The organism is Streptomyces vilmorinianum, assembly GCF_005517195.1.
Lineage (GTDB): Bacteria > Actinomycetota > Actinomycetes > Streptomycetales > Streptomycetaceae > Streptomyces > Streptomyces vilmorinianum.
Window position 1 is genome coordinate 4,212,664 of record NZ_CP040244.1, and the last position, 18,848, is coordinate 4,231,511.

The 18,848-nt window shown below is 72.0% G+C and carries 18 protein-coding genes and 1 pseudogene; 14 read left to right on the forward strand and 5 right to left on the reverse strand.

The window, feature by feature from the left end; genetic code table 11:
- Positions 1–106 precede the first annotated feature (106 nt).
- Positions 107–853 carry a hypothetical protein gene (locus FDM97_RS19685; protein WP_137991700.1) on the reverse strand — a complete coding sequence of 249 codons (747 nt, stop codon included), beginning with the start codon at positions 851–853 and terminating at the stop codon, positions 107–109.
- Positions 854–1,028: 175 nt separating this feature from the next.
- Between FDM97_RS19685 and FDM97_RS35875 the strand changes: the two genes are divergently transcribed.
- The gene (locus FDM97_RS35875) at positions 1,029–1,352 is read left to right on the forward strand and encodes a hypothetical protein (protein ID WP_175439171.1); all 324 of its coding nucleotides are present in this window, start codon (positions 1,029–1,031) and stop codon (positions 1,350–1,352) included.
- Complete coding sequence (locus tag FDM97_RS19695) at positions 1,349–1,633, forward strand: hypothetical protein (RefSeq protein WP_137991701.1); 285 nt, start codon at positions 1,349–1,351, stop codon at positions 1,631–1,633. The genes FDM97_RS35875 and FDM97_RS19695 overlap by 4 nt, the downstream gene beginning before the upstream one ends.
- Before the next feature lie 29 nt (positions 1,634–1,662).
- On the opposite strand, the gene FDM97_RS19700 is transcribed toward FDM97_RS19695, so the two are convergent.
- Positions 1,663–2,697, reverse strand: a complete 1,035-nt coding sequence (locus FDM97_RS19700) for a helix-turn-helix domain-containing protein (protein WP_137991702.1) — start codon at positions 2,695–2,697, stop codon at positions 1,663–1,665.
- 109 nt (positions 2,698–2,806) lie between these two features.
- Between FDM97_RS19700 and FDM97_RS19705 the strand changes: the two genes are divergently transcribed.
- The 3 genes from FDM97_RS19705 to FDM97_RS19720 all read left to right on the forward strand — a co-directional run bounded on the left by FDM97_RS19705 (position 2,807) and on the right by FDM97_RS19720 (position 5,639).
- The gene (locus FDM97_RS19705; protein ID WP_137991703.1) at positions 2,807–3,706 is read left to right on the forward strand and encodes an alpha/beta hydrolase; all 900 of its coding nucleotides are present in this window, start codon (positions 2,807–2,809) and stop codon (positions 3,704–3,706) included.
- Between the two features lie 30 nt (positions 3,707–3,736).
- Entirely contained in the window at positions 3,737–4,099 is a 363-nt protein-coding gene (locus FDM97_RS37005) for a serine hydrolase (RefSeq protein ID WP_349775388.1), read from the forward strand.
- A gap of 301 nt (positions 4,100–4,400) precedes the next feature.
- Complete coding sequence (locus FDM97_RS19720) at positions 4,401–5,639, forward strand: glycosyltransferase (RefSeq protein WP_137994919.1); 1,239 nt, start codon at positions 4,401–4,403, stop codon at positions 5,637–5,639.
- Positions 5,640–5,721: 82 nt separating this feature from the next.
- On the opposite strand, the gene FDM97_RS19725 is transcribed toward FDM97_RS19720, so the two are convergent.
- The 3 genes from FDM97_RS19725 to FDM97_RS19735 are packed head-to-tail and all read right to left on the reverse strand — an operon-like array spanning position 5,722 to position 7,285.
- A complete protein-coding gene (locus FDM97_RS19725; protein ID WP_137991704.1) occupies positions 5,722–6,750 on the reverse strand; it encodes a LacI family DNA-binding transcriptional regulator in 1,029 nt (342 codons plus the stop codon).
- 59 nt (positions 6,751–6,809) lie between these two features.
- Positions 6,810–7,130 (reverse strand): L-rhamnose mutarotase, encoded by a 321-nt coding sequence (locus FDM97_RS19730; RefSeq protein WP_137991705.1) that lies wholly within the window; start codon positions 7,128–7,130, stop codon positions 6,810–6,812.
- On the reverse strand, positions 7,106–7,285 hold the full coding sequence (locus FDM97_RS19735; protein WP_137991706.1) for a hypothetical protein: 180 nt from the start codon (positions 7,283–7,285) through the stop codon (positions 7,106–7,108). The genes FDM97_RS19730 and FDM97_RS19735 overlap by 25 nt, the downstream gene beginning before the upstream one ends.
- A gap of 250 nt (positions 7,286–7,535) precedes the next feature.
- On the opposite strand from FDM97_RS19735, the gene rhaI reads away from it, so the two are divergent.
- From rhaI to FDM97_RS19780, 9 genes and pseudogenes are all read left to right on the forward strand, one after another.
- A complete protein-coding gene (rhaI, locus tag FDM97_RS19740) occupies positions 7,536–8,702 on the forward strand; it encodes an L-rhamnose isomerase (protein ID WP_137991707.1) in 1,167 nt (388 codons plus the stop codon).
- Between the two features lie 109 nt (positions 8,703–8,811).
- The gene (locus tag FDM97_RS19745) at positions 8,812–10,857 is read left to right on the forward strand and encodes a bifunctional aldolase/short-chain dehydrogenase (protein ID WP_137991708.1); all 2,046 of its coding nucleotides are present in this window, start codon (positions 8,812–8,814) and stop codon (positions 10,855–10,857) included.
- 201 nt (positions 10,858–11,058) lie between these two features.
- A complete protein-coding gene (locus FDM97_RS19750) occupies positions 11,059–12,603 on the forward strand; it encodes a rhamnulokinase (protein WP_432816231.1) in 1,545 nt (514 codons plus the stop codon).
- The gene (locus FDM97_RS19755; RefSeq protein ID WP_137991709.1) at positions 12,603–13,358 is read left to right on the forward strand and encodes a (Fe-S)-binding protein; all 756 of its coding nucleotides are present in this window, start codon (positions 12,603–12,605) and stop codon (positions 13,356–13,358) included. Before FDM97_RS19750 ends, FDM97_RS19755 begins: the two co-directional genes overlap by 1 nt.
- 71 nt (positions 13,359–13,429) lie before the next feature.
- Positions 13,430–14,833 (forward strand): LutB/LldF family L-lactate oxidation iron-sulfur protein, encoded by a 1,404-nt coding sequence (locus tag FDM97_RS19760; RefSeq protein ID WP_254705940.1) that lies wholly within the window; start codon positions 13,430–13,432, stop codon positions 14,831–14,833.
- Positions 14,830–15,474, forward strand: coding sequence for a LutC/YkgG family protein (locus FDM97_RS19765; RefSeq protein WP_137991711.1), 645 nt, complete (start codon positions 14,830–14,832; stop codon positions 15,472–15,474). Before FDM97_RS19760 ends, FDM97_RS19765 begins: the two co-directional genes overlap by 4 nt.
- Before the next feature lie 97 nt (positions 15,475–15,571).
- A complete protein-coding gene (locus FDM97_RS19770; RefSeq protein WP_137991712.1) occupies positions 15,572–16,522 on the forward strand; it encodes a dCTP deaminase in 951 nt (316 codons plus the stop codon).
- A 110-nt stretch (positions 16,523–16,632) separates the two neighbouring features.
- Positions 16,633–16,993: pseudogene (locus FDM97_RS19775) on the forward strand (pectate lyase); the annotation flags it as partial.
- Between the two features lie 436 nt (positions 16,994–17,429).
- The gene (locus FDM97_RS19780) at positions 17,430–18,731 is read left to right on the forward strand and encodes a flavin-containing monooxygenase (RefSeq protein WP_254705941.1); all 1,302 of its coding nucleotides are present in this window, start codon (positions 17,430–17,432) and stop codon (positions 18,729–18,731) included.
- Positions 18,732–18,848: the final 117 nt, after the last annotated feature.

Consider the following 18,848-nt stretch of genomic DNA (forward strand, 5'->3'; position numbering starts at 1 on the left):
ACGGGCGACTAATGAACATTCCGGTGCATATTGGACGCTAGCTGCCTCCGTGCCGGCGCACCAAGCAGACGGTGCGTCCGGGGGAAGGCCGCCCCTGGACGAGCCGCTAGACCAGCCGCGCGACGAGGTAGGCGAGGGCGGCCGCGGCGCCGAGGCAGCCGAGGACGAACAGCGAGCGCCAGGAGACGGCCGCCCGCCGACGGCCGCCGGCGGCGCCTGCCGGGGGCGGCGCGGGAGACAACTGCCCCGAGGGCGGGCCCGTCGGCCGCTGGGCAGCGGGGGGTGGCGGGACGGGACCGCCGCCGGTGTACGTACGTCCCGCGTCCGGCCGGGGGCTCTGGAACGGTTCGACGAGCGGCGTGATGGCCGGGCCCCACTGCGGCGGGGCGCCCTGCGGGGACAGTCGCTCGTGCAGCTTTCCCCCGGCGGTGCGCCGCCAGGCACGACCCGCGACATCGGTGAACTCGACGGACAGACTGGCGGGGTCGAGTCCGTGGCCCGCACCTGCCGAGAAGAGGACGAACTCCGAGAACCCGCCCGGCGCCAGCAGCCGGACGCCGTCCGGCCACAGGAGTTCGTCCCCTGTCGAGACACGGAGGTCGCTGATGGGCTGGCTGCTGCCGTTGAACACCGTGACGCGACGGCCGTCGGCATGGACGTAACTCGAGATCCAGCTCGCCTGCCGGATCCGATCCGCTCGTTCCGCCTGTTCCTCGCGCCGTCGCCGCGCCTGCTCCTCGCGTTCCTCGCGCAGCCGCTGAGCCCTTTCGGCGCGGTGGCCCTGACGGTATCCGACCACTGCGGTCGCCACCGACACGAGCAGGCCGAGGATCGCGATCACGGTCCCCATCATGGCTCCACCATGCTGCCGGCGGCCCCTCCTGTCGATCAGCCGGTGGGCCGAATGCGTGCACGACGCGCCCTCCGCCGGCCGGGGAACCCCAGGAGCTCGAGCGGCGCCCGTCGCCCCCCTCCCGGCGCGAGGCCGCCACCAGTACCGTGGATGCGTACGAGACCGAGGAGGCCCCATGAGCGCGCTGCCCCACGAGAATCCGGCACCCGCGTACGCCAGCCCGTACCGGATCGAGCCCCACGAGGGCCCGCAGACCCTGGCGGAGCTCCGCGCCGCCCTCGCCGTCATCGACTCCGCCGAGCTCACCGCGTTCAACGCCAAGCTGGACGCCGCCACGTTCGGGGTCGAGCAGACCGCCGTCATCACCGAGGCGCGCCACCTCGTCGCCCTGCGGACCCGGCCCGAAGTACAGGACGCGATCCGAGCCTCCCTCGCCGGCGAGAGCGAGCTCATGACCGCCGACGACCTGTGGGCCGAGCTCGACAAGGGCGCCGCGTGACCCATTGGATCGTCCAGGTACCCCGACGGCTCTACGTCGAGTTCGCGCACCTCGCCCCCGGCGAACGCCGGGCCGTCCACGACACCCTCGCCCTCCTCGCAGCCGACCCACGCCCCGCCGCATCGGCATCCGAGCCCCTCCAGGCCGCGGAACTCCGCCGCATCCTCACGAAACCCGCGTCGGACACGGGCGCCAAGATCACGATCCTGTACCGCGTCCGCGAGCCCCAGGGCACGAAGCCGGGCCACGTCGAACTGATCTTCATCCTCGCCGGCCCCTGAACGAGCCTCGGGCTCACGACGTCCGGCCCTCAGTCGTCGAGCAGCCGCCATGCGGTGAGGGCGAGCCCGGTCCGTGTCAGTCCGGTGGGTTGGGTGAGGTCGATGCCCAGCGTCGCTCCGATCTGTTCGATGCGGCGCGCGACGCTGCTGTGGTGCAGGTGGAGGAGGTCGGCGGCCCGGCGGAGGGAGCCGGTGGCGCAGTAGGCGTCCAGGGTCTCCAGATCGTCCGCGTTGCCGGCGATGCGGGCGATCGTGGCCACGTCGGGGTTGGCGCGCGCGGTGTCCCGAGGCACCTCGGCGAGAAGTGCGAGGGCGCCCAAGTCGGCGTGGCGGACGACCGGTTCGCGCGGGCCGGTGAAGCGGAGGGCGGTGCGGGCCTCCCGCCAGGACCGTTCCGGGCTGTCGGCGGAGCCGATGCCCGCGCGTACGCCTTCCGGGAAGCGGGCCCGGTCCACGGCGGCGGCCAGGATGACGCCCACGTCGGCGAGCGGTGCCGCCTTCACCGGGCGGGCCGGGCAGACCAGGGCGCCGATCCGGTCGAGCGGGAGCCGCGAGCGTACGGCGACGACGTGGACCGGCAGGTCGGCGGCGAACCCCAGGAGCCGTAACGCCCGTGCCCTGGCCGCCTCGTCGCTGTCGGAGCTGATCACCAGCTCGACGAGAGCGGGGTCGGCCATGGTGGTGCGGGCCGGACCGTACCGCTCGACGGCCGCCGCGGCGGCGATGGCGAGCCGGTCGAGGAGGACTTCGTCGAGCTGACTCGGCGGACCGGGGCGTTCCAGCCACACCGTGCCGATCTCCTCCTCGTCGAGGGTGATCGGCACCGTCGTCGACGCGGGTGACGGCGGGGCGGACGCCGCCCTGCCGTCTGGCGCGATACGGATCGCCCGCGCCGTGCCGTGGAGCCGGATCCCGGCCACGCACTCGGCCAGGCCCGCCGACGCCCGGGCGAGCGCCGGGAGATCCACCCGCCGCCGCATCAGCGTGTCGTAGAACATGACGACCCGGATCGCGCCGTCGACGTACGGGTCAAGTCCCGACAACCGTAAGGCCAGTGCCTGCATGCGAGAAGGATAGAAGGACTGGGGCGCGCCGATCGGTGCGCGTTCGGGCCGGGATGCGCGACGGATGACGGATGCCGCCTCGGGGGGGACGGCCGTGAGGATGGCCGTCATGGATCCCGAACTCGAAGCGTTCATCCCGTTCCTCCCGGACATCGACATGGAGGACCCGGTCGCCGCGCGCAAGAACTTCACCGAGCGCGCAGCCGCGGCGCCGGCGCCGGACACCTCGGACATGGAGGTCGAGGACCGCACGGTCCCCGCCGACCCGGACGTGGCGGTACGGATCTACCGCCCGCACCAGGCATCACGAGGCGCCGTCGTCTGGCTGCACGGCGGCGGAGGCGTCTTCGGCGATCTGGACACCGAGCACCCGTGGGCCGCCCGGATCGCCGACCTCACCGGGGCGGTGGTGATCTCGGTGGACTACCGCCTGGCGCCCGAACACCGGTACCCGGCCGCCCTCGACGACGCCTACGCCGTACTGACGTGGACGGCCGAGCACGCGGCCGAGCTCGGCGTCGACCCGGAGCGGATCGCGGTCGCAGGCCACAGCGCCGGGGCGGCGATCTCGGCCGCGGTGGCGTTGCGGGCGCGTGACCAGCGGGGGCCGTCGATCCGCCTGCAGGTGCTCAACGAGCCCGGGCTCGACGACCGGCCCCGGACGTGGTCGCGGCGGCATTTCACCGACGTGCCCTGGATGAACAGCGGCAAGATCGCCGCCGCTTGGCGGCACTACCTGGGCGACCAGCCGGCCACACCGTACGCCGCCCCGGCCCGGGCCGCCGACCTGTCCGGCCTGCCGCCCGCCTACATCGCCACCGCCGAGTTCTGCCCGAACCGCGACGAGGACATCGAGTACGCGCTGCGCCTGCTGCAGGCGGGCGTGTCGGTCGAGCTGAGGCAGTGGCCCGGCACGTTCCACGGCTCGCAGGCGATCCTGTCCGCCGATGTGTCGCAGCGTCAGATCGCCGGACTCACCGCAGCCCTGCGCCGCGCCCTGGCGGCCTGAGCCGTGGGCGATCAGGAAAGGACGGATGTCTTGAAGATCCGACTGGTGTTGGGCGGAAGCGTGGCCGCGCTGAGTGTGTGTGCGGGCTTGCTGACGGCGGTTCCCGCGCCCGACGCGACAGCGATCGTGCCGGCCGGCAGCGCGAGCTCGTCGACGGGCGTCGATCGCGCGGAGCTGCAGTCCGCGATGGACGGTGTCCACCGCGCGGGGATACCGGGGGTGTACGCCGAGGTGCGCGACGCCGGCCGGACATGGCGTGGCGCCTCGGGGGTCGCCGATGTCACGACCGGCCGTCCCGTCAGGGCCGACATGCGCCAGCGCGTCGGCAGCATCACCAAGATCGGCGGTGAAGGCCGCGACCTCGTTGATGTTGGTGGGACGAGACCGAGGTGAAGAAGGCGATCGGCATCGGCGATCGCGACGACCTGGCCATCGCGCTGCTCATGTCCGTCGGCTATCCGGCAGAGGAGCGACGCCACCAAGGCCGTCGGGCTCAGGAACGCAACGTCTTCCACGAGTCGTACGGATCACCCAGGAACGCCACTCGCTGGAGGACCTCGGCGAACGTCATCGTCCGCTCGGTGAGGAGTGGCCGCACAGTGCCGACGATCAGGATTCCGCGCCGACAGCGGCCCCGCCTCCTGCCCCGGGGTGTCCCCGGCCCGCCATACTGGTCACGATGCGTGTGGCACTGATGACAGCAGGGTCCCGAGGCGACGTCGCGCCTTTCACCGGGCTCGGGCACGGACTGATGCGCGCGGGACACGACGTCACCGTCGTGACCCATGAGTCGTTCGCCGGCCTGGTACGCGAAGCCGGTCTCGCCTTCCACGGACTGCCCGTCGACCCGCAGGCCGAGTTGCGCACGGAGCACGGTCAACGGTTGCTGACCAGCCGGAGCGGGCCCGGGAAACTGGCGTGGGTCCTGGCCATGGCCCGGCGGCTGGTCGGCGGGATGGCGCCGGGGATGCTGGACGCGGCGCGCGAGAGCGACGTGCTTCTGCTGTCGGGGTCCGTCGCGCCGCTGGGCCATGCCATCGCCGAATGCCTGGGGCTGCCGAGCAGAGGTGTCTACCTGCAACCGCTCGCGCCCACCCGCGCGTTCCCGCCGCCGGTCGTCGGTACGCGATCCTGCGGCGGCGCGGGCAACCGGCTGGCCGGGCGGGCGGTCAACGCCGCCTTGGAGCTGGCGTTCAGCAAGGCCGCCCGCGTCCTCGAGACGGAACTCGGCAGCCCCCGGCGCCGGAACCGGGAGCGCCGGAACTGGCCGGTCCACCACGGCTTCAGCACCGTGGTGGTCCCACGCCCGGCCGACTGGCGCCCGGGCCTGACGATCGGCGGTTACTGGTGGCCGTACACCCCACCGACCGCCCGACTCCCCCAAGAAGTCCACGACTTCCTGGACTCCGGCCCGCCCCCGGTCTTCGTGGGGCTGGGCAGCCCGACCGTGCCCGACCCGGAACGGGTGAGCGATCTGATCGTGCGGGCGCTGCGCGAGGCCGGGCTGCGTGGCGTGATCCAGTCCGGATGGAGCGGGTTGCGCGCCGACGGCGATGACATGCTGACGATCGGAGAGGCGCCGCACTCTCTGCTGTTCCCCCACATGGCGGCCGTCGTGCATCACGCGGGCGCGGGGACGACAGCCGCGGGTCTGCGTGCAGGCGTCCCCGCCGTACCCATGCCGGTGTGGTTCGACGGCGCGTTCTGGGCATCACGGCTCACCGCCCTCGGCGTCTCGCCCGGCCCCGTACCCCTGAGACGGCTCGCCGCACCGCACACCCTCGCCACGGCTCTCGCCGCGGCGGTCCGCGATCCGGTCTACCGCCGCCGCGCCGCCGTCCTCGCCGAGCGACTGCGGCAGGAGGACGGCGTGGCCCCCGTACGGGCAGCACTCGAACACCTCGACCACGGCGGCCCCGGTGCGCGCCGCTGACGCCCACCGAGTCCGCGGATGATCTCCGCGGCCGTGCCGGAGCCGGCGTCGATCGTTCTGCCGGGGCCTCCCCGGCGCCGTGTCAGCGAGGAGCGAGGCTGGACTGACGTACCACCAGTTCCGGCTGGAGGATGACGTGTTCGTGCTGATGGTCGCCCGCACCCTCGCCCGTCTCCTGCAGCAGCAGTTCGGCGGCCCTGGCTCCGATGGTGAGGGCCGGCTGGCGCACCGACGTCAGCGGCACCGTGGCGGCCGCGGCGAACTCGATGTCGTCGTAGCCGACGATGGCGATGTCGTCGGGGACACGGACGCCGGCCGCGTACAGGGACTGGAGGACGCCGAGGGCCAGCAGGTCGTTGGCGCAGAACACGGCGGTGGGACGCTCGGCCAGGCCGAGGAGCCGGGCTCCCGCGTCGCGTCCGCCCGCGACGTCGAGACGTTCGGCCGGGATCTCCTGCAGGGCCTCGGGTGGCAGGCCTGCCTCGGCCAGCGCGGCCAGGGCGCCCGCGCGCCGGTCCTGGATCTGTGTCAGGTGTCCCGGCCCGCTGACATAGGCGAGGGTGCGGTGGCCCGCCGCGATCAGATGGCGGATCGCCAGGGAGCCGCCGACGACGTCGTCGACGGAGACCGAGCATCCGTCGTCGTCCCCCGCCACGCGGTCGACGAGGACGAACGGGATGCCGTGGCGCCGGAACTCCCGCAGGGTGGCCCCGCTCGGGTCGGAAGGTGTGATGAGGACGCCGCGGACCCGCTGCTCGGCGAAGAGCGAGAGGTAGTCGGCCTCGGCCTGGAGGCTCTGGCCGCTGTTGCACACCATGACGACCAGCCCCGCGTCCCGGGCGGCACGCTCGGCTCCCCGTGCGATGTCGACGAAGAACGGGTTGCCCATGTCCAGGACGAGCAGGGACATGATGCGGCTGTGGCCGGCCCGCAGCTGACGGGCGGACTCGCTGCGTACGTAGCCCAGGCGTGAGATCACGCGCTGCACGTGCTGCCGGGTCGCGGCCGAGACGCGCTCCGGCTGGTTGATCACGTTCGAGACGGTGCCGACGGAGACACCGGCCTCGCGTGCCACGTCCTTGATGCCGACCGTCCGTGCGGTGCCTGTCATCCGTCCCACCTGGTCCTGTCCTGCCTGGTGTGTTGATCCTATGCCGCCGGGCCACCTCGTCAGGCGAGATGGAAGACCTCGGTGAGCGGGCGCATGGCGGCGTCGGGCGCCCGGCCGTCCAGTTCCTCGAAGAAGCCGGCCATCTCCGCCTGCCAGCGGGCGTTCACGTCCGTGGCCTCCATCGCGGCTCGGGCCTTGTCGAAGTCCGGCGTCTCCAGATAGCCGACGAGCAGCCCGTCCTCGCGCAGGAAAAGGGAGTAGTTGTGCCAGCCCGTCTCGGACAGGGCGGCCAGCATCTCGGCCCAGACGTGCTGGTGGCGTTCGCGGTACTCGTCGACCTTGTCGGACCGTACCTTCAGGAGAAAACAGACGCGCTGCATGGGGTCACCTCCTGCACGGCCGCGACGGCCGTGTGGGCGGCGAGTGCGCCCGGCTTGGCCGGGTCCCACAGCTCGAAGCCCTCGACCGTGCGACCCGCGTACAGACGCAGTGACACGTCGCGCAGGGCCCGGGCGGCGCCGAAGGAGTGCGTCATGGGTGTTCTCCCGTGCTTGTGCCAAGCGGAGCGCCTGACATGAAATGTTTCAGTGGAGTTGTCGGGAAGCTAGCCCCGCCGGTCCAGCGCGTCAAGGGGACTCTTAGGCAACACTGTCCGAAAGCCCTGGTGGCCTTGACGGTCCTTATACAGGGGGCTAGCTTCCCCGGTGAAGTGAATCGATTCATTGAGTCGTGTATCCGGCGTCGGCTCCCTTCCGGGACAGCCGCCCATGCATCCAGAGGTGGACATGCCTGACATCGCTGCCGTGAAGACCGCTCTCGCCGGCCAGCGGATCGAGACGCCGTCCTGGGGGTACGGAAACTCCGGCACCCGGTTCAAGGTGTTCGCCCAGGCCGGCGTGCCCCGCACCCCGTACGAGAAACTGGACGACGCCGCACAGGTGCACGCCTTCACCGGCGTCGCGCCCAAGGTGTCGCTGCACATCCCGTGGGACAAGGTCGACGACTACGCGGCCCTCGCGGCCTACGCCGAGGAGCGCGGCCTGGAGCTGGGGGCGATCAACTCCAACACCTTCCAGGACGACGACTACAAGCTGGGCAGCGTCTGCCACCCGGACGCCAAGGTCCGGCGCAAGGCCGTGGACCATCTGCTGGAGTGCGTCGACATCATGGACGCGACCGGTTCCGCCGATCTGAAGCTGTGGTTCGCGGACGGCACCAACTACCCCGGCCAGGACGACATCACCGCCCGCCAGGACCGGCTCGCCGAAGCACTCGCCGAGGTGTACGAGCGGCTCGGGGACGACCAGCGGATGCTGCTCGAGTACAAGTTCTTCGAGCCCGCCTTCTACACCACCGACGTCCCGGACTGGGGCACCGCGTACGCCCACTGCCTCAAGCTGGGTGAGAAGGCGCAGGTGGTCGTGGACACCGGACACCACGCGCCGGGCACCAACATCGAGTACATCGTCGCGCTGCTGCTGCGGGAGAGGAAGCTCGGCGGCTTCGACTTCAACTCGCGCTTCTACGCCGACGACGACCTGATGGTGGGCTCCGCCGACCCCTTCCAGCTGTTCCGGATCATGCACGAGGTCGCCAGGAACGGCGGCCTGCTGCCGGAGACGAACGTCGCGTTCATGCTCGACCAGTGCCACAACATCGAGGCCAAGATCCCGGCCGTCATCCGCTCCGTGATGAACGTCCAGGAAGCCACGGCCAAGGCCCTGCTCGTCGACCTCGACGCGCTGAGCGCCGCCCAGCGGGACGGAGACGTGCTCGCCGCCAACGCCGCCCTGATGGACGCGTACAACACCGACGTACGCCCCCTCCTGCGCGAACTCCGCGAAGAGCACGGACTCCACCCCGACCCCGTCGCCGCCTACCGGGCCTCCGGCCGCCAGGAGCGGATCGCCGCCGAGCGCGTCGGTGGCGAGCAGGCCGGCTGGGGCGCCTGACCCCGCTTGCCCCGCCCACGCGGCCCGGCGGCCTCGGTCCGCCCTCCGGGCCCGTACGTCCACCGCTCCGCGAAGCCCCGCACCTCACACACCTCGAAGGAATCCGGTCATGTCCTCCGCCACGCACCACGCAGCCGCCGCGCTGATCGCACGGTCCCACCGACTCGGCTCCGACCCGCGCAACACCAACTACGCGGGCGGCAACACCTCCGCGAAGGGCACCGGGACCGACCCGGCGACCGGCGGCGACGTCGAGCTGCTGTGGGTGAAGGGGTCGGGCGGCGACCTCGGCACCCTGACCGAGGACGGTCTCGCGGTACTGCGCCTGGACCGGCTGCACGCGCTCAAGGACGTCTACCCGGGCGTCGAGCGCGAGGACGAGATGGTCGCCGCCTTCGACTACTGCCTGCATGGCAGGGGCGGTGCGGCCCCCTCCATCGACACCGCCATGCACGGCCTGGTGGACGCCGCGCACGTGGACCACCTGCACCCGGACTCCGGCATCGCGCTGGCCTGCGCCGCCGACGGCGAGAAGCTGACCGCCGCGTGCTTCGGCGACAAGGTGGTCTGGGTGCCCTGGCGCCGTCCCGGCTTCCAGCTCGGCCTGGACATCGCCGCGATCAAGGAGGCCAACCCGCGGGCCGTCGGCTGCGTCCTCGGCGGCCACGGCATCACCGCCTGGGGCGACACCTCCGAGGAGTGCGAGGCCAACTCGCTGTTCGTCATCCGCTCCGCCGAGGCCTTCCTCGCCGAGCGCGGCACGCCCGAGCCCCTCGGCCCGGTCCTTGCGGGGTACGAGCCGCTGGGTGCGGCCGAGCGCAGGGAACGGGCCGCCGCCCTTGCCCCGGTGATCCGGGGGCTGGCTTCCCAGGACCGCCCGCAGGTCGGCCACTTCGACGACTCGGAGACCGTACTGGACTTCGTCTCCCGGGCCGAGCACCCCCGGCTGGCGGCGCTCGGGACGTCCTGCCCCGACCACTTCCTGCGCACGAAGATCCGCCCGCTGGTCCTGGACCTGCCTGCCTCCGCGCCGCTGGACGAGGCGATCGCGCGGCTGAAGGAGCTGCACGCCGCCTACCGCGAGGAGTACGCCTCCTACTACGCGCGGCACGCCGGCCCCGACTCCCCCGCGATGCGCGGCGCCGACCCGGCGATCGTCCTGGTCCCCGGCGTGGGCATGTTCTCCTTCGGCAAGGACAAGCAGACCGCGCGCGTGGCCGGCGAGTTCTACGTCAACGCGATCAACGTGATGCGCGGGGCCGAGGCCGTCTCCACGTACGCGCCCATCGAGGAGTCGGAGAAGTTCCGCATCGAGTACTGGGCGCTCGAGGAGGCCAAGCTGCGGCGGATGCCGAAGCCGAAACCGCTCGCCACCCGCGTCGCGCTCGTCACGGGCGCGGGCAGCGGCATCGGCAAGGCGATCGCCCACCGCCTGGTCGCCGAGGGTGCCTGCGTGGTCGTCGCCGACATCGACGCCGAGAACGCCGCCGCCGTCGCCGAGGAGCTGGGAGGCCCCGACACGGCGGTCGCCGTCACCGTGAACGTCACCTCGGAGGACGAGATCACCGAGGCGTTCAAGGACGCCGCCCTCGCCTTCGGCGGCGTGGACCTCGTCGTCAACAACGCCGGGATCTCTGTCTCCAAGCCGCTCCTGGAGACCACGGCCAAGGACTGGGACCTCCAGCACGACATCATGGCCCGCGGTTCCTTCCTCGTCTCGCGCGAGGCGGCCCGGATCATGATCGAGCAGGGTCTCGGGGGCGACATCGTCTACATCGCCTCCAAGAACGCGGTGTTCGCAGGCCCGAACAACATCGCCTACTCCGCGACCAAGGCCGACCAGGCCCACCAGGTCCGGCTGCTCGCCGCCGAGCTCGGCGAGCACGGGATCCGCGTCAACGGCGTCAACCCCGACGGGGTGGTGCGCGGCTCCGGCATCTTCGCCGCCGGCTGGGGCGCGCAGCGCGCGGCGACGTACGGCATCGAGGAGGAGAAGCTCGGCGAGTTCTACGCCCAGCGCACCCTCCTCAAGCGGGAAGTCCTCCCGGAACATGTCGCGAACGCGGTCTTCGCGCTCACCGGCGGCGACCTCACCCACACCACCGGCCTGCACGTCCCCGTGGACGCGGGCGTCGCCGCCGCCTTCCTGCGCTGACGAACGCCCCCTCCGACCGCGTCTGCGGCCGCCGTGTCGGCGCGGCAGCCCCAGGTGCGCCCGAAGCGGGCAGGCGGCGGACATGCCGTACGGGCGACCGTCCGCGCCCCTGGCACGGCGCCTCTCGTGGCACCGCCGCCGGCCCGCTTCTCCCTCCCCTCCTCCTTCTTTTCGTTCTCGCTCGCCGCGGAGGCACCCCACGTGACGACCACCCCGCCGTCCTCGGCCATTCCCTCGGCGTTCGCCGCGGTCGACCTCGGCGCCACCAGCGGACGCGTGATCCTCGGCCGGGTCGGCCCGGAGAACCTCGACCTCACCGAGGCGCACCGGTTCCCCAACACACCCGTGCGCCTGCCCGACGGGCTGCGCTGGGATGTTCTCGCGCTCTTCCAGGGCGTCCTCGACGGGCTGCGCGCGGCCGCCCGATCCGGCGGCGTCACGTCCATCGGCGTGGACACGTGGGCCGTGGACTACGGGCTCCTCGACGCGGACGGCGCGCTGCTCGGTCACCCGTACCACTACCGCGACCGGCGGACCGACGGCGCCGCCGAGCAGGTCTGGGCGCGGGTCGGCCCCGAGGAGCTGTACGGGGTCACGGGTCTGCAGCACCTGCCGTTCAACACCGTCTTCCAGCTCGCCTCCGCCGCCACGAGCGCCCAGCTGCGCGCCGCCCGCACCCTGCTCCTCGTCCCCGATCTGCTCGTCCACTGGCTGACCGGTACCGTCGGCGCCGAGGAGACCAACGCCTCCACGACGGGTCTCTTCGACGCCCGCACCGGCAGCTGGTCGAAGGACATCCTCGGCCGGCTGTCGATCGACCCCAATCTGCTGCCCCCGCTGCGTGCCCCGGGCGACCCGGCCGGGACGCTGCTGCCGCATGTCGCCGCGTACACCGGTCTCGACGCGCGGACCCCGGTGACGACCGTCGCCTCGCACGACACGGCGTCCGCCGTCGTCGCCGTCCCGGCCACCGAGCCGAACTTCGCGTACATCTCCTGCGGCACCTGGTCGCTGGCCGGCCTCGAACTGGACGCCCCGGTGCTCACGGAGGCCTCCCGGGCCGCCAACTTCACCAACGAGCGCGGCATCGACGGCACCATCCGCTTTCTGCGCAACATCATGGGCATGTGGCTGTTCGAGGAATGCCGGCGTACGTGGGACAAGCGGGGCCTTCCCACGCGCATCCCGGCGCTGCTCGCCGACGCCGCCCGCGCCACGCCGTTCGCCGCGGTCGTCGACCCGGACGCCCCCGAGTTCCTCGCCCCCGGTGACATGCCCGACCGTATCCAGGAGCACTGCCGCAGCACCGGCCAGCCGGTCCCGGACAGCCAGGGCGCCGTGGTCCGCTGCATCCTGGAGAGCCTGGCCCTGGCCCACCGGAGGACCCTGCGCCGGGCCGCCGAACTCGCCGGCCGCGACGTCACCCACGTCCACCTCGTCGGAGGGGGCGCCCGCAACGACCTCCTCTGCCGGCTCACCGCCGACGCGACCGGGCTGCCCGTCGTCGCCGGCCCCACCGAGGCCACGGCGCTCGGCAACATCCTCGTCCAGGCCAGAGCCGCCGGACTCGTGGGGGACCTGCCGGCGATGCGCCGGCTCGTCGCCGCCACGCAGCATCTGCGGCACTACAGTCCCCGTGGAGACATGGCAGCCTGGGATGCGGCCGCCGCCCGACTCGACATCGCCCGGCCCGACACCGCCCGACTCGACACCGCCCGACTCGACACCGCCCCAAGGAGTTCGTGATGCGCGTCGCGCTCTTCGCCACCTGCGTCAACGACGCGGTGTATCCGTCGACGGCGATCGCCACCGTCAAGGTCCTCGAACGCCTCGGCGTGGAGGTCGACTTTCCCGCGGCGCAGACCTGCTGCGGGCAGCCCCAGTTCAACACGGGCTACCGCCGCGAGACCGAACCGCTGGTGCGCCGCATGGCTCGCGCGTTCGAGGGTTACGCGTACGTGGTCGCCCCGTCCGGGTCCTGTGTCGCCATGGTGCGCGACAACTACCCGCGGATCGGGGCCAGGGCGGCGGCCGAGGGGCGCGGCCCGGCGCTGGCGGAGGCCGCCTCGTCGCTGGTGCCCCGGACGTACGAGCTCACCGAGTTCCTGGTGGACGTCCTGGGCGTGACCGATGTCGGGGCGTACTTCCCGCACCGGGTCACGTACCACCCGTCCTGTCACGGCCTGCGGATGCTGGGTCTGGGCGACCGCCCGCGGCGGCTGCTCGCGGCGGTCAAGGGCCTGGAGCTCCTCGAACTCCCGGGAGCGGAGGAGTGCTGCGGCTTCGGCGGCACGTTCGCGGTGAAGAACCCTGACGTGTCGGCGGCGATGGGGGCCGACAAGGTGCGTCACGCCGCGTCCACCGGCGCCGAGGTGCTGTGCGGCGCCGACAACTCCTGCCTGATGCACATCGGCGGCATGCTGCGCCGCCAGGACGCCCCGCAGCGCGTACTGCACCTCGCGGAGATCCTCGCGAGCACGGAAGAGGAGCCACTGGCATGAGCGACAAGAAGGGGCGCGCGTCAGCGCTCGACGAGGGGCGGTGGTCGGGCGACGGGCGGGCGTTTGTCGGAATGCCGTCCTTCCCCGAGGCCGCGCACGATGCCGTACGGAACGAGACCCTGCGCGGCAATCTGCGGCACGCCACCCACACCATCCGCGACAAGCGCGCGGTGGCCGTCTCCGAGCTCGACGACTGGGCGCAGCTGCGCGAGGCCGGTATGCGGATCAAGGACCAGACCCTGCGGCATCTCGACCGCCATCTGGTGCAGTTGGAGAAGTCGGTCACGGCGGCGGGCGGCACCGTGCACTGGGCGGCGGACGCGGACGAGGCGAACCGGATCGTGGCGGACCTGGTGAAGGCCACCGGGGAGAGCGAGGTCGTCAAGGTCAAGTCGATGGCGACGCAGGAGATCGGGCTGAACGAGGCGCTGGAGGCCGAGGGGATCCGGGCGTACGAGACCGATCTGGCCGAGCTGATCGTGCAGTTGGGCGAGGACCGTCCTTCGCACATCCTGGTCCCCGCCATCCACCGCAACCGCGGCGAGATCCGCGACATCTTCGCGCGGGAGATGAGTGAGTGGGGCCGCCCGGCCCCCGAGGGTCTGACGGACTCCCCGGCCGACCTGGCCGAGGCCGCCCGGCTCCATCTGCGGGAGAAGTTCCTGCGCGCGAAGGTGGGTGTCTCCGGGGCGAACTTCATGGTCGCCGAGACGGGGACGCTCGTGGTCGTGGAGTCGGAGGGGAACGGCCGCATGTGCCTGACCCTGCCCGAGACCCTGATCTCCGTCGTCGGCATCGAGAAGATCGTGCCGACGTGGCGCGACCTGGAGGTCTTCCTCCAGACGCTCCCCCGCTCCTCGACCGCCGAGCGGATGAACCCGTACACCTCGATGTGGACGGGTACGACGGACGGGGACGGACCGAAGACCTTCCATCTGGTCCTCCTCGACAACGGCCGCACCGACGCCCTCGCCGACGAGGTCGGCCGCCAGGCCCTGCGCTGCATCCGCTGCTCGGCCTGCCTCAACGTCTGCCCGGTGTACGAGAGGGCTGGCGGGCATGCGTACGGTTCCGTCTACCCCGGCCCGATCGGAGCGATCCTCACCCCGCAACTCCGGGGCACCGCAAGCGAGATCGACGCCTCGCTGCCGTACGCGTCATCCCTGTGCGGGGCCTGTTACGACGTGTGTCCCGTGGCGATCGACATCCCCGAGGTCCTCGTCCATCTCCGCGAGCGGGTCGCCGATCAGGGCGGCAAGGGCCACCGGCTGGAGAAGGCCGCCGTCAAGGCGGCCTCGTGGGTCCTGGATCACCCGTCAGTGCTCGCGGCGGGCGAACGGCTGGCGTCCGCCACCCGCACGCTTCACCCGAAACGGCTGCCGGGCCCCGGCGCCAGGCAGTGGACCGAGAGCCGTGACCTGCCGGAGATGCCCGCCGAACCGTTCCGCGACTGGTGGAAGAAGAACCGCTCATGACCCCGCAGCACCCCTCGTCCCGCGACCGGATCCTCGCCCGCGTCCGGGATGCCGTCGCCGGCGCCCCGGACGCTCCCGAGGTGGCCCGCGACTACCTCACCAGCCACCACCCCGACGACCCGGCCGCGCTCCTCGACCTCCTCCACGAGAACCTCGCCGACTACCGGGCCGTCGTCCACCGCGCCTCCGAGACCGCGCTCCCCGCCCTGATCGCCCGACTGCTCGCGGAGCACGGCGCGAAGAGCGTCGCCGTCCCGTCGGGCCTGCCCGCCTCCTGGCCGGCCACCACGGACGCCGAGCAACGCCCCGACGACGGCACCCTGACCCCGTACGCGCTCGATGCGACCGACGCCGTGGTGACGGGCTGCGCCCTCGCCATCGCCGAGACCGGCACCCTCGTCCTCGACGCCGGCCCCGGCCAGGGCCGCCGCGCCCTCAGCCTCGTTCCCGACCTGCACATCTGTGTCGTCCGCGCCGCCGACCAGATCGTGGCCTCGGTCCCGCAGGCCATGCAGCGCCTCGATCCGAGGCGCCCCCTGACCTGGATCTCCGGCCCGTCCGCCACGAGCGACATCGAACTCGACCGGGTCGAGGGCGTACACGGCCCCCGGACCCTGGTGGTGATCCTGGTGGTCGACTGAGGCTCGAATCTCCGGCGGAGGGGGTAACTCGGCCTGTGAGCGGGGTAGTTGTACTGCGGCTGGGTGTCGCGCACACGGCGGGGGCGGACGGGGGACGATGGGCGCAAACAGGCGAGCCAGGCTGAACGGCGAGATGGACCCGGGGGTGCAGCTCGCGGGCATCCTCACCGACGACGACATCGTTCGGTACGCGAACGAACACGACCTCATCGTGCCTTTCGACGCCGAGAACGCGAAGTACGCCTCGTACGAGCTGCACGCCTCGGCCAACGCCCAGGTCCTCATCTACCACGGCGAGTTCACGGCGCACGCGCCACTGCCGCCCGTCAACGGCGAGCTGATCCTCGAACCGGGCGACACCGTGCGGATCGACACCGCCGAGTCCATCCGGCTCCCCGACAACGTCATGGCCAACATCATCGGCCTGGGGCAGCTGTACGCCTGCGGAGTGACCGTCGCCAACACGTACGTCGACCCCGGCTCACGCGGGCCGATCTATCTCGCGGTGACGAACCTGGGGCGGCGGACCGTCAGGATCCCGGTCGGCGAGCCGATCGGGCGCGCCCAGTTCTACCTCCTCGGCCGTCCCGTGCGCACGGCGCACCCCGGCCCCGTCCATCGGCGGTCCATCCGGCTGCGGGTGGCCGGCGAGGAGGCGGACGACCTGCGGGGCACCGCCCGGCCCGGCAACGGAGCGCGGCCGGGCGCAGGGGTGATCGACCCGGCGGCCGCGACGCAGCTCGCCGCGCACCAAGAGGCGCTCGACCACCGGCTGACCCGGCTCAAGCTGGCCCTCTACGCGATGGCCGGGGCATGGATCGGTCTCCTCTGGGCCGTGGCCCCGGCGAGCGGGAACGCCATCCTGCGCGCCCTCAACGGGGACGGCATCCCGGACGTCGCGAAACTCGCCGTCGGGCTTGCGGTCCCGGCTCTCCTGACCCTGTGCTTCAGGGACGTACGGCGCTCGTGGACGCATCTGCTCGGCCGCCGCCGGGCGGCTCTCGAGCCCGCCGACGACGCGACGCGGCCTTCGACTCTTCCTGGATGACGTCCGGCCTCGGCGCCCTGGCAGGCGAACCGAGTCGGCCGGTCCCCTCGTAGGCGGGGCGAGTTCGTCCAGTCCTGTAACCGCGGATGCGCGGAACCTTGCCAGCCCCACTGAGACGACCCATCGCCGTGCGGCTTCACGCGGCCCTGGCCACCATGGCCGTCGCCGCCGCGACCGGCGTGGTTCTGGCGATGCCCGAGGCGTCGGCAGCGACCGGTGGCGTCACCGGCTACGCGACACAGAACGGCGGAACCACGAGCGGCGCCGGCGGGCAGACCGTGCGGGCCACGACCGGGACCGCGATCCACGCGGCCCTGTGCGGCCGGGCCGCCAGCAGCACCCCCCTCACCATCGAGGTCGAGGGGACCATCAACCACGGCAACACCAGCAAGGTGTCGGGCACCAGCTGCAACACCGCCGACGGCGTCATCGAGCTCAAGCAGATCAGCAACGTCACGATCGTCAACGCCGACACCGGCACCGTCCTGACCTCCGGCAGCGGAGCGGGCGTCATCACCTTCCCCCGGACCTCGCTGAACAAGATCACCTTCGAGATCACGAGCTCGACCGGAACGCCGAAGGTCGCCGAGTACGAGACCTACGCCGGCTGACGGTTCGCCCGCCCGCCCGGACCACCGCACCACCACCCCGCGCGTTCCCGAGGCCGGGGTCGTCGGACACGACGGCCCCCGGCCTCGGACCATCAGTGATTCCGCCCACCTCGAAGGCTCCGCCCCCACCATGATCGGTATCGTGAGGCTCCGGGTTCCCGCGGCATTCCTCGCTGTTGCCGGTGTGAAGCGAGGGGCGGCTGGGAAGTCAATGCCCGGTGCAAGGACGGATGATGTTCTCTGAAGGGGGATCCTTGGGCGGGTCACGTGCTGTCGACGTTCCCACCGCTGCGACCGTGTGCGTCATCGGTGCGGGTTTGTCAGGGCTGGCGACAGCACACGCTCTCTCGGCCAGGGGAATCGACTTCGTCTGTCTGGAGAAGGCACCGGACGTGGGAGGGATCTGGCGCCGGCCCGGCGCCGGTGAGCGGGGACCGGCCTATCTGTCGCTGCATCTGAACACCGCCAAACAGCTCACCGGTTACGCCGACTTCCCGATGCCGTCCGAGCTGCCCCTCTACCCCCGGCACAGCGACGTCGCCGCCTATCTGCGGTCCTTCGCCGAGTGGGCCGGGCTGCTCCCCCATGTCGAACTGCGTACCGAAGTGCTCTCCGTACGGCAGGACGACGCCGGCGCCGGCGCCTGGTCGGTCGTCAGCCGGGACGCGCGAGGAGAAGTGACGGAGCGACGATTCGAGCAGGTGATCGTCGCCTCGGGCCACAACAGCGAGGCGGCGCTGCCGAATCCGCTGCCGCCCGGCTCCGGCTCCTTCTCCGGCAGGATTCTCCATTCGATGGACTTCCACGACGGCGCCGACTTCGCCGGTCAGCGCGTCGTCGTCGTGGGGCTCGGGGCCTCGGCGGTGGACATCGCCGCCGACCTCTCCCGGCACGCCGCGCAGACCGTGCTGTCCGTCCGCCGGGGCCTGCACATCGTGCCCAAGCAGCTCTTCGGCATGTCCGTGGACCTGATCGCCGACGCGCCGTGGTGGAACACCATGTCCTTCCCCGAGCAGCGCCGCTTCGTCGAGCAGGCGCTGTTCGTGGCGCGGGGCAAGCTGGGGGACTACGGCCTGCCCGAGCCCGACCATCCGATCTTCTCCTCGGCCGTGACCATCTCGGACGAGATCCTCAGCCGGATACGGCACGGCGCGGTGATACCGAGGCCCGCGATCGACTCCATGGACGGCAGCCGGGTGTCCTTCACCGACGGAACCTCGGTGGAGGCGGACGCCATCGTCTACTGCACCGGATTCCGTATGGCGTTCCCCTTCCTTCCCGACAAGTGCCCGGCAGGTCCGCGGCAGGGGGCGGTCGAGCTGTACAAGCGTGTCGTCTCGCCCGACCGGCCCGGCCTGCACTTCGTCGGACTGATCCGACCCGTGGGCTCGATCACCCGCCTCGTGGAGGCCCAGGCGCGGTGGGTGGCGCGGATCGTCGCCGGCGACATCACGCTCCCGTCCACGGATCTCATGCGCGAGGAGATCCACACGTACCTGAGCGGGATCGAGGATCGTTACGGGCTCACCGAGGGCGCTTCCATCCAGGTGGACGTCGGCCCTTATCTGCGGGAGTTGCGGGAGTTGCAGGACGCCTAGCGCGCCCGCGCCTTCCTGATCGGCCCGGTCCGGGGACGCGGCGTCGGACGCGTCCCGGCCGCCGGAGGCACCGCTCCGCCGGGCGGATCGGGCGCGTGAAGCTCCTCGTGGGTGACC

Coding starts and splice junctions, on each gene's coding strand:
- FDM97_RS19685 (WP_137991700.1), bottom strand. CDS start 853: ATGATGGGGACCGTGATCGCGATCCTCGGCCTGCTCGTGTCGGTGGCG.
- FDM97_RS35875 (WP_175439171.1), top strand. CDS start 1,029: ATGAGCGCGCTGCCCCACGAGAATCCGGCACCCGCGTACGCCAGCCCG.
- FDM97_RS19700 (WP_137991702.1), bottom strand. CDS start 2,697: ATGCAGGCACTGGCCTTACGGTTGTCGGGACTTGACCCGTACGTCGAC.
- FDM97_RS19705 (WP_137991703.1), top strand. CDS start 2,807: ATGGATCCCGAACTCGAAGCGTTCATCCCGTTCCTCCCGGACATCGAC.
- FDM97_RS19720 (WP_137994919.1), top strand. CDS start 4,401: ATGACAGCAGGGTCCCGAGGCGACGTCGCGCCTTTCACCGGGCTCGGG.
- FDM97_RS19725 (WP_137991704.1), bottom strand. CDS start 6,750: ATGACAGGCACCGCACGGACGGTCGGCATCAAGGACGTGGCACGCGAG.
- FDM97_RS19730 (WP_137991705.1), bottom strand. CDS start 7,130: ATGCAGCGCGTCTGTTTTCTCCTGAAGGTACGGTCCGACAAGGTCGAC.
- FDM97_RS19735 (WP_137991706.1), bottom strand. CDS start 7,285: ATGACGCACTCCTTCGGCGCCGCCCGGGCCCTGCGCGACGTGTCACTG.
- rhaI (WP_137991707.1), top strand. CDS start 7,536: ATGCCTGACATCGCTGCCGTGAAGACCGCTCTCGCCGGCCAGCGGATC.
- FDM97_RS19745 (WP_137991708.1), top strand. CDS start 8,812: ATGTCCTCCGCCACGCACCACGCAGCCGCCGCGCTGATCGCACGGTCC.
- FDM97_RS19755 (WP_137991709.1), top strand. CDS start 12,603: ATGCGCGTCGCGCTCTTCGCCACCTGCGTCAACGACGCGGTGTATCCG.
- FDM97_RS19760 (WP_254705940.1), top strand. CDS start 13,430: ATGCCGTCCTTCCCCGAGGCCGCGCACGATGCCGTACGGAACGAGACC.
- FDM97_RS19765 (WP_137991711.1), top strand. CDS start 14,830: ATGACCCCGCAGCACCCCTCGTCCCGCGACCGGATCCTCGCCCGCGTC.
- FDM97_RS19770 (WP_137991712.1), top strand. CDS start 15,572: ATGGGCGCAAACAGGCGAGCCAGGCTGAACGGCGAGATGGACCCGGGG.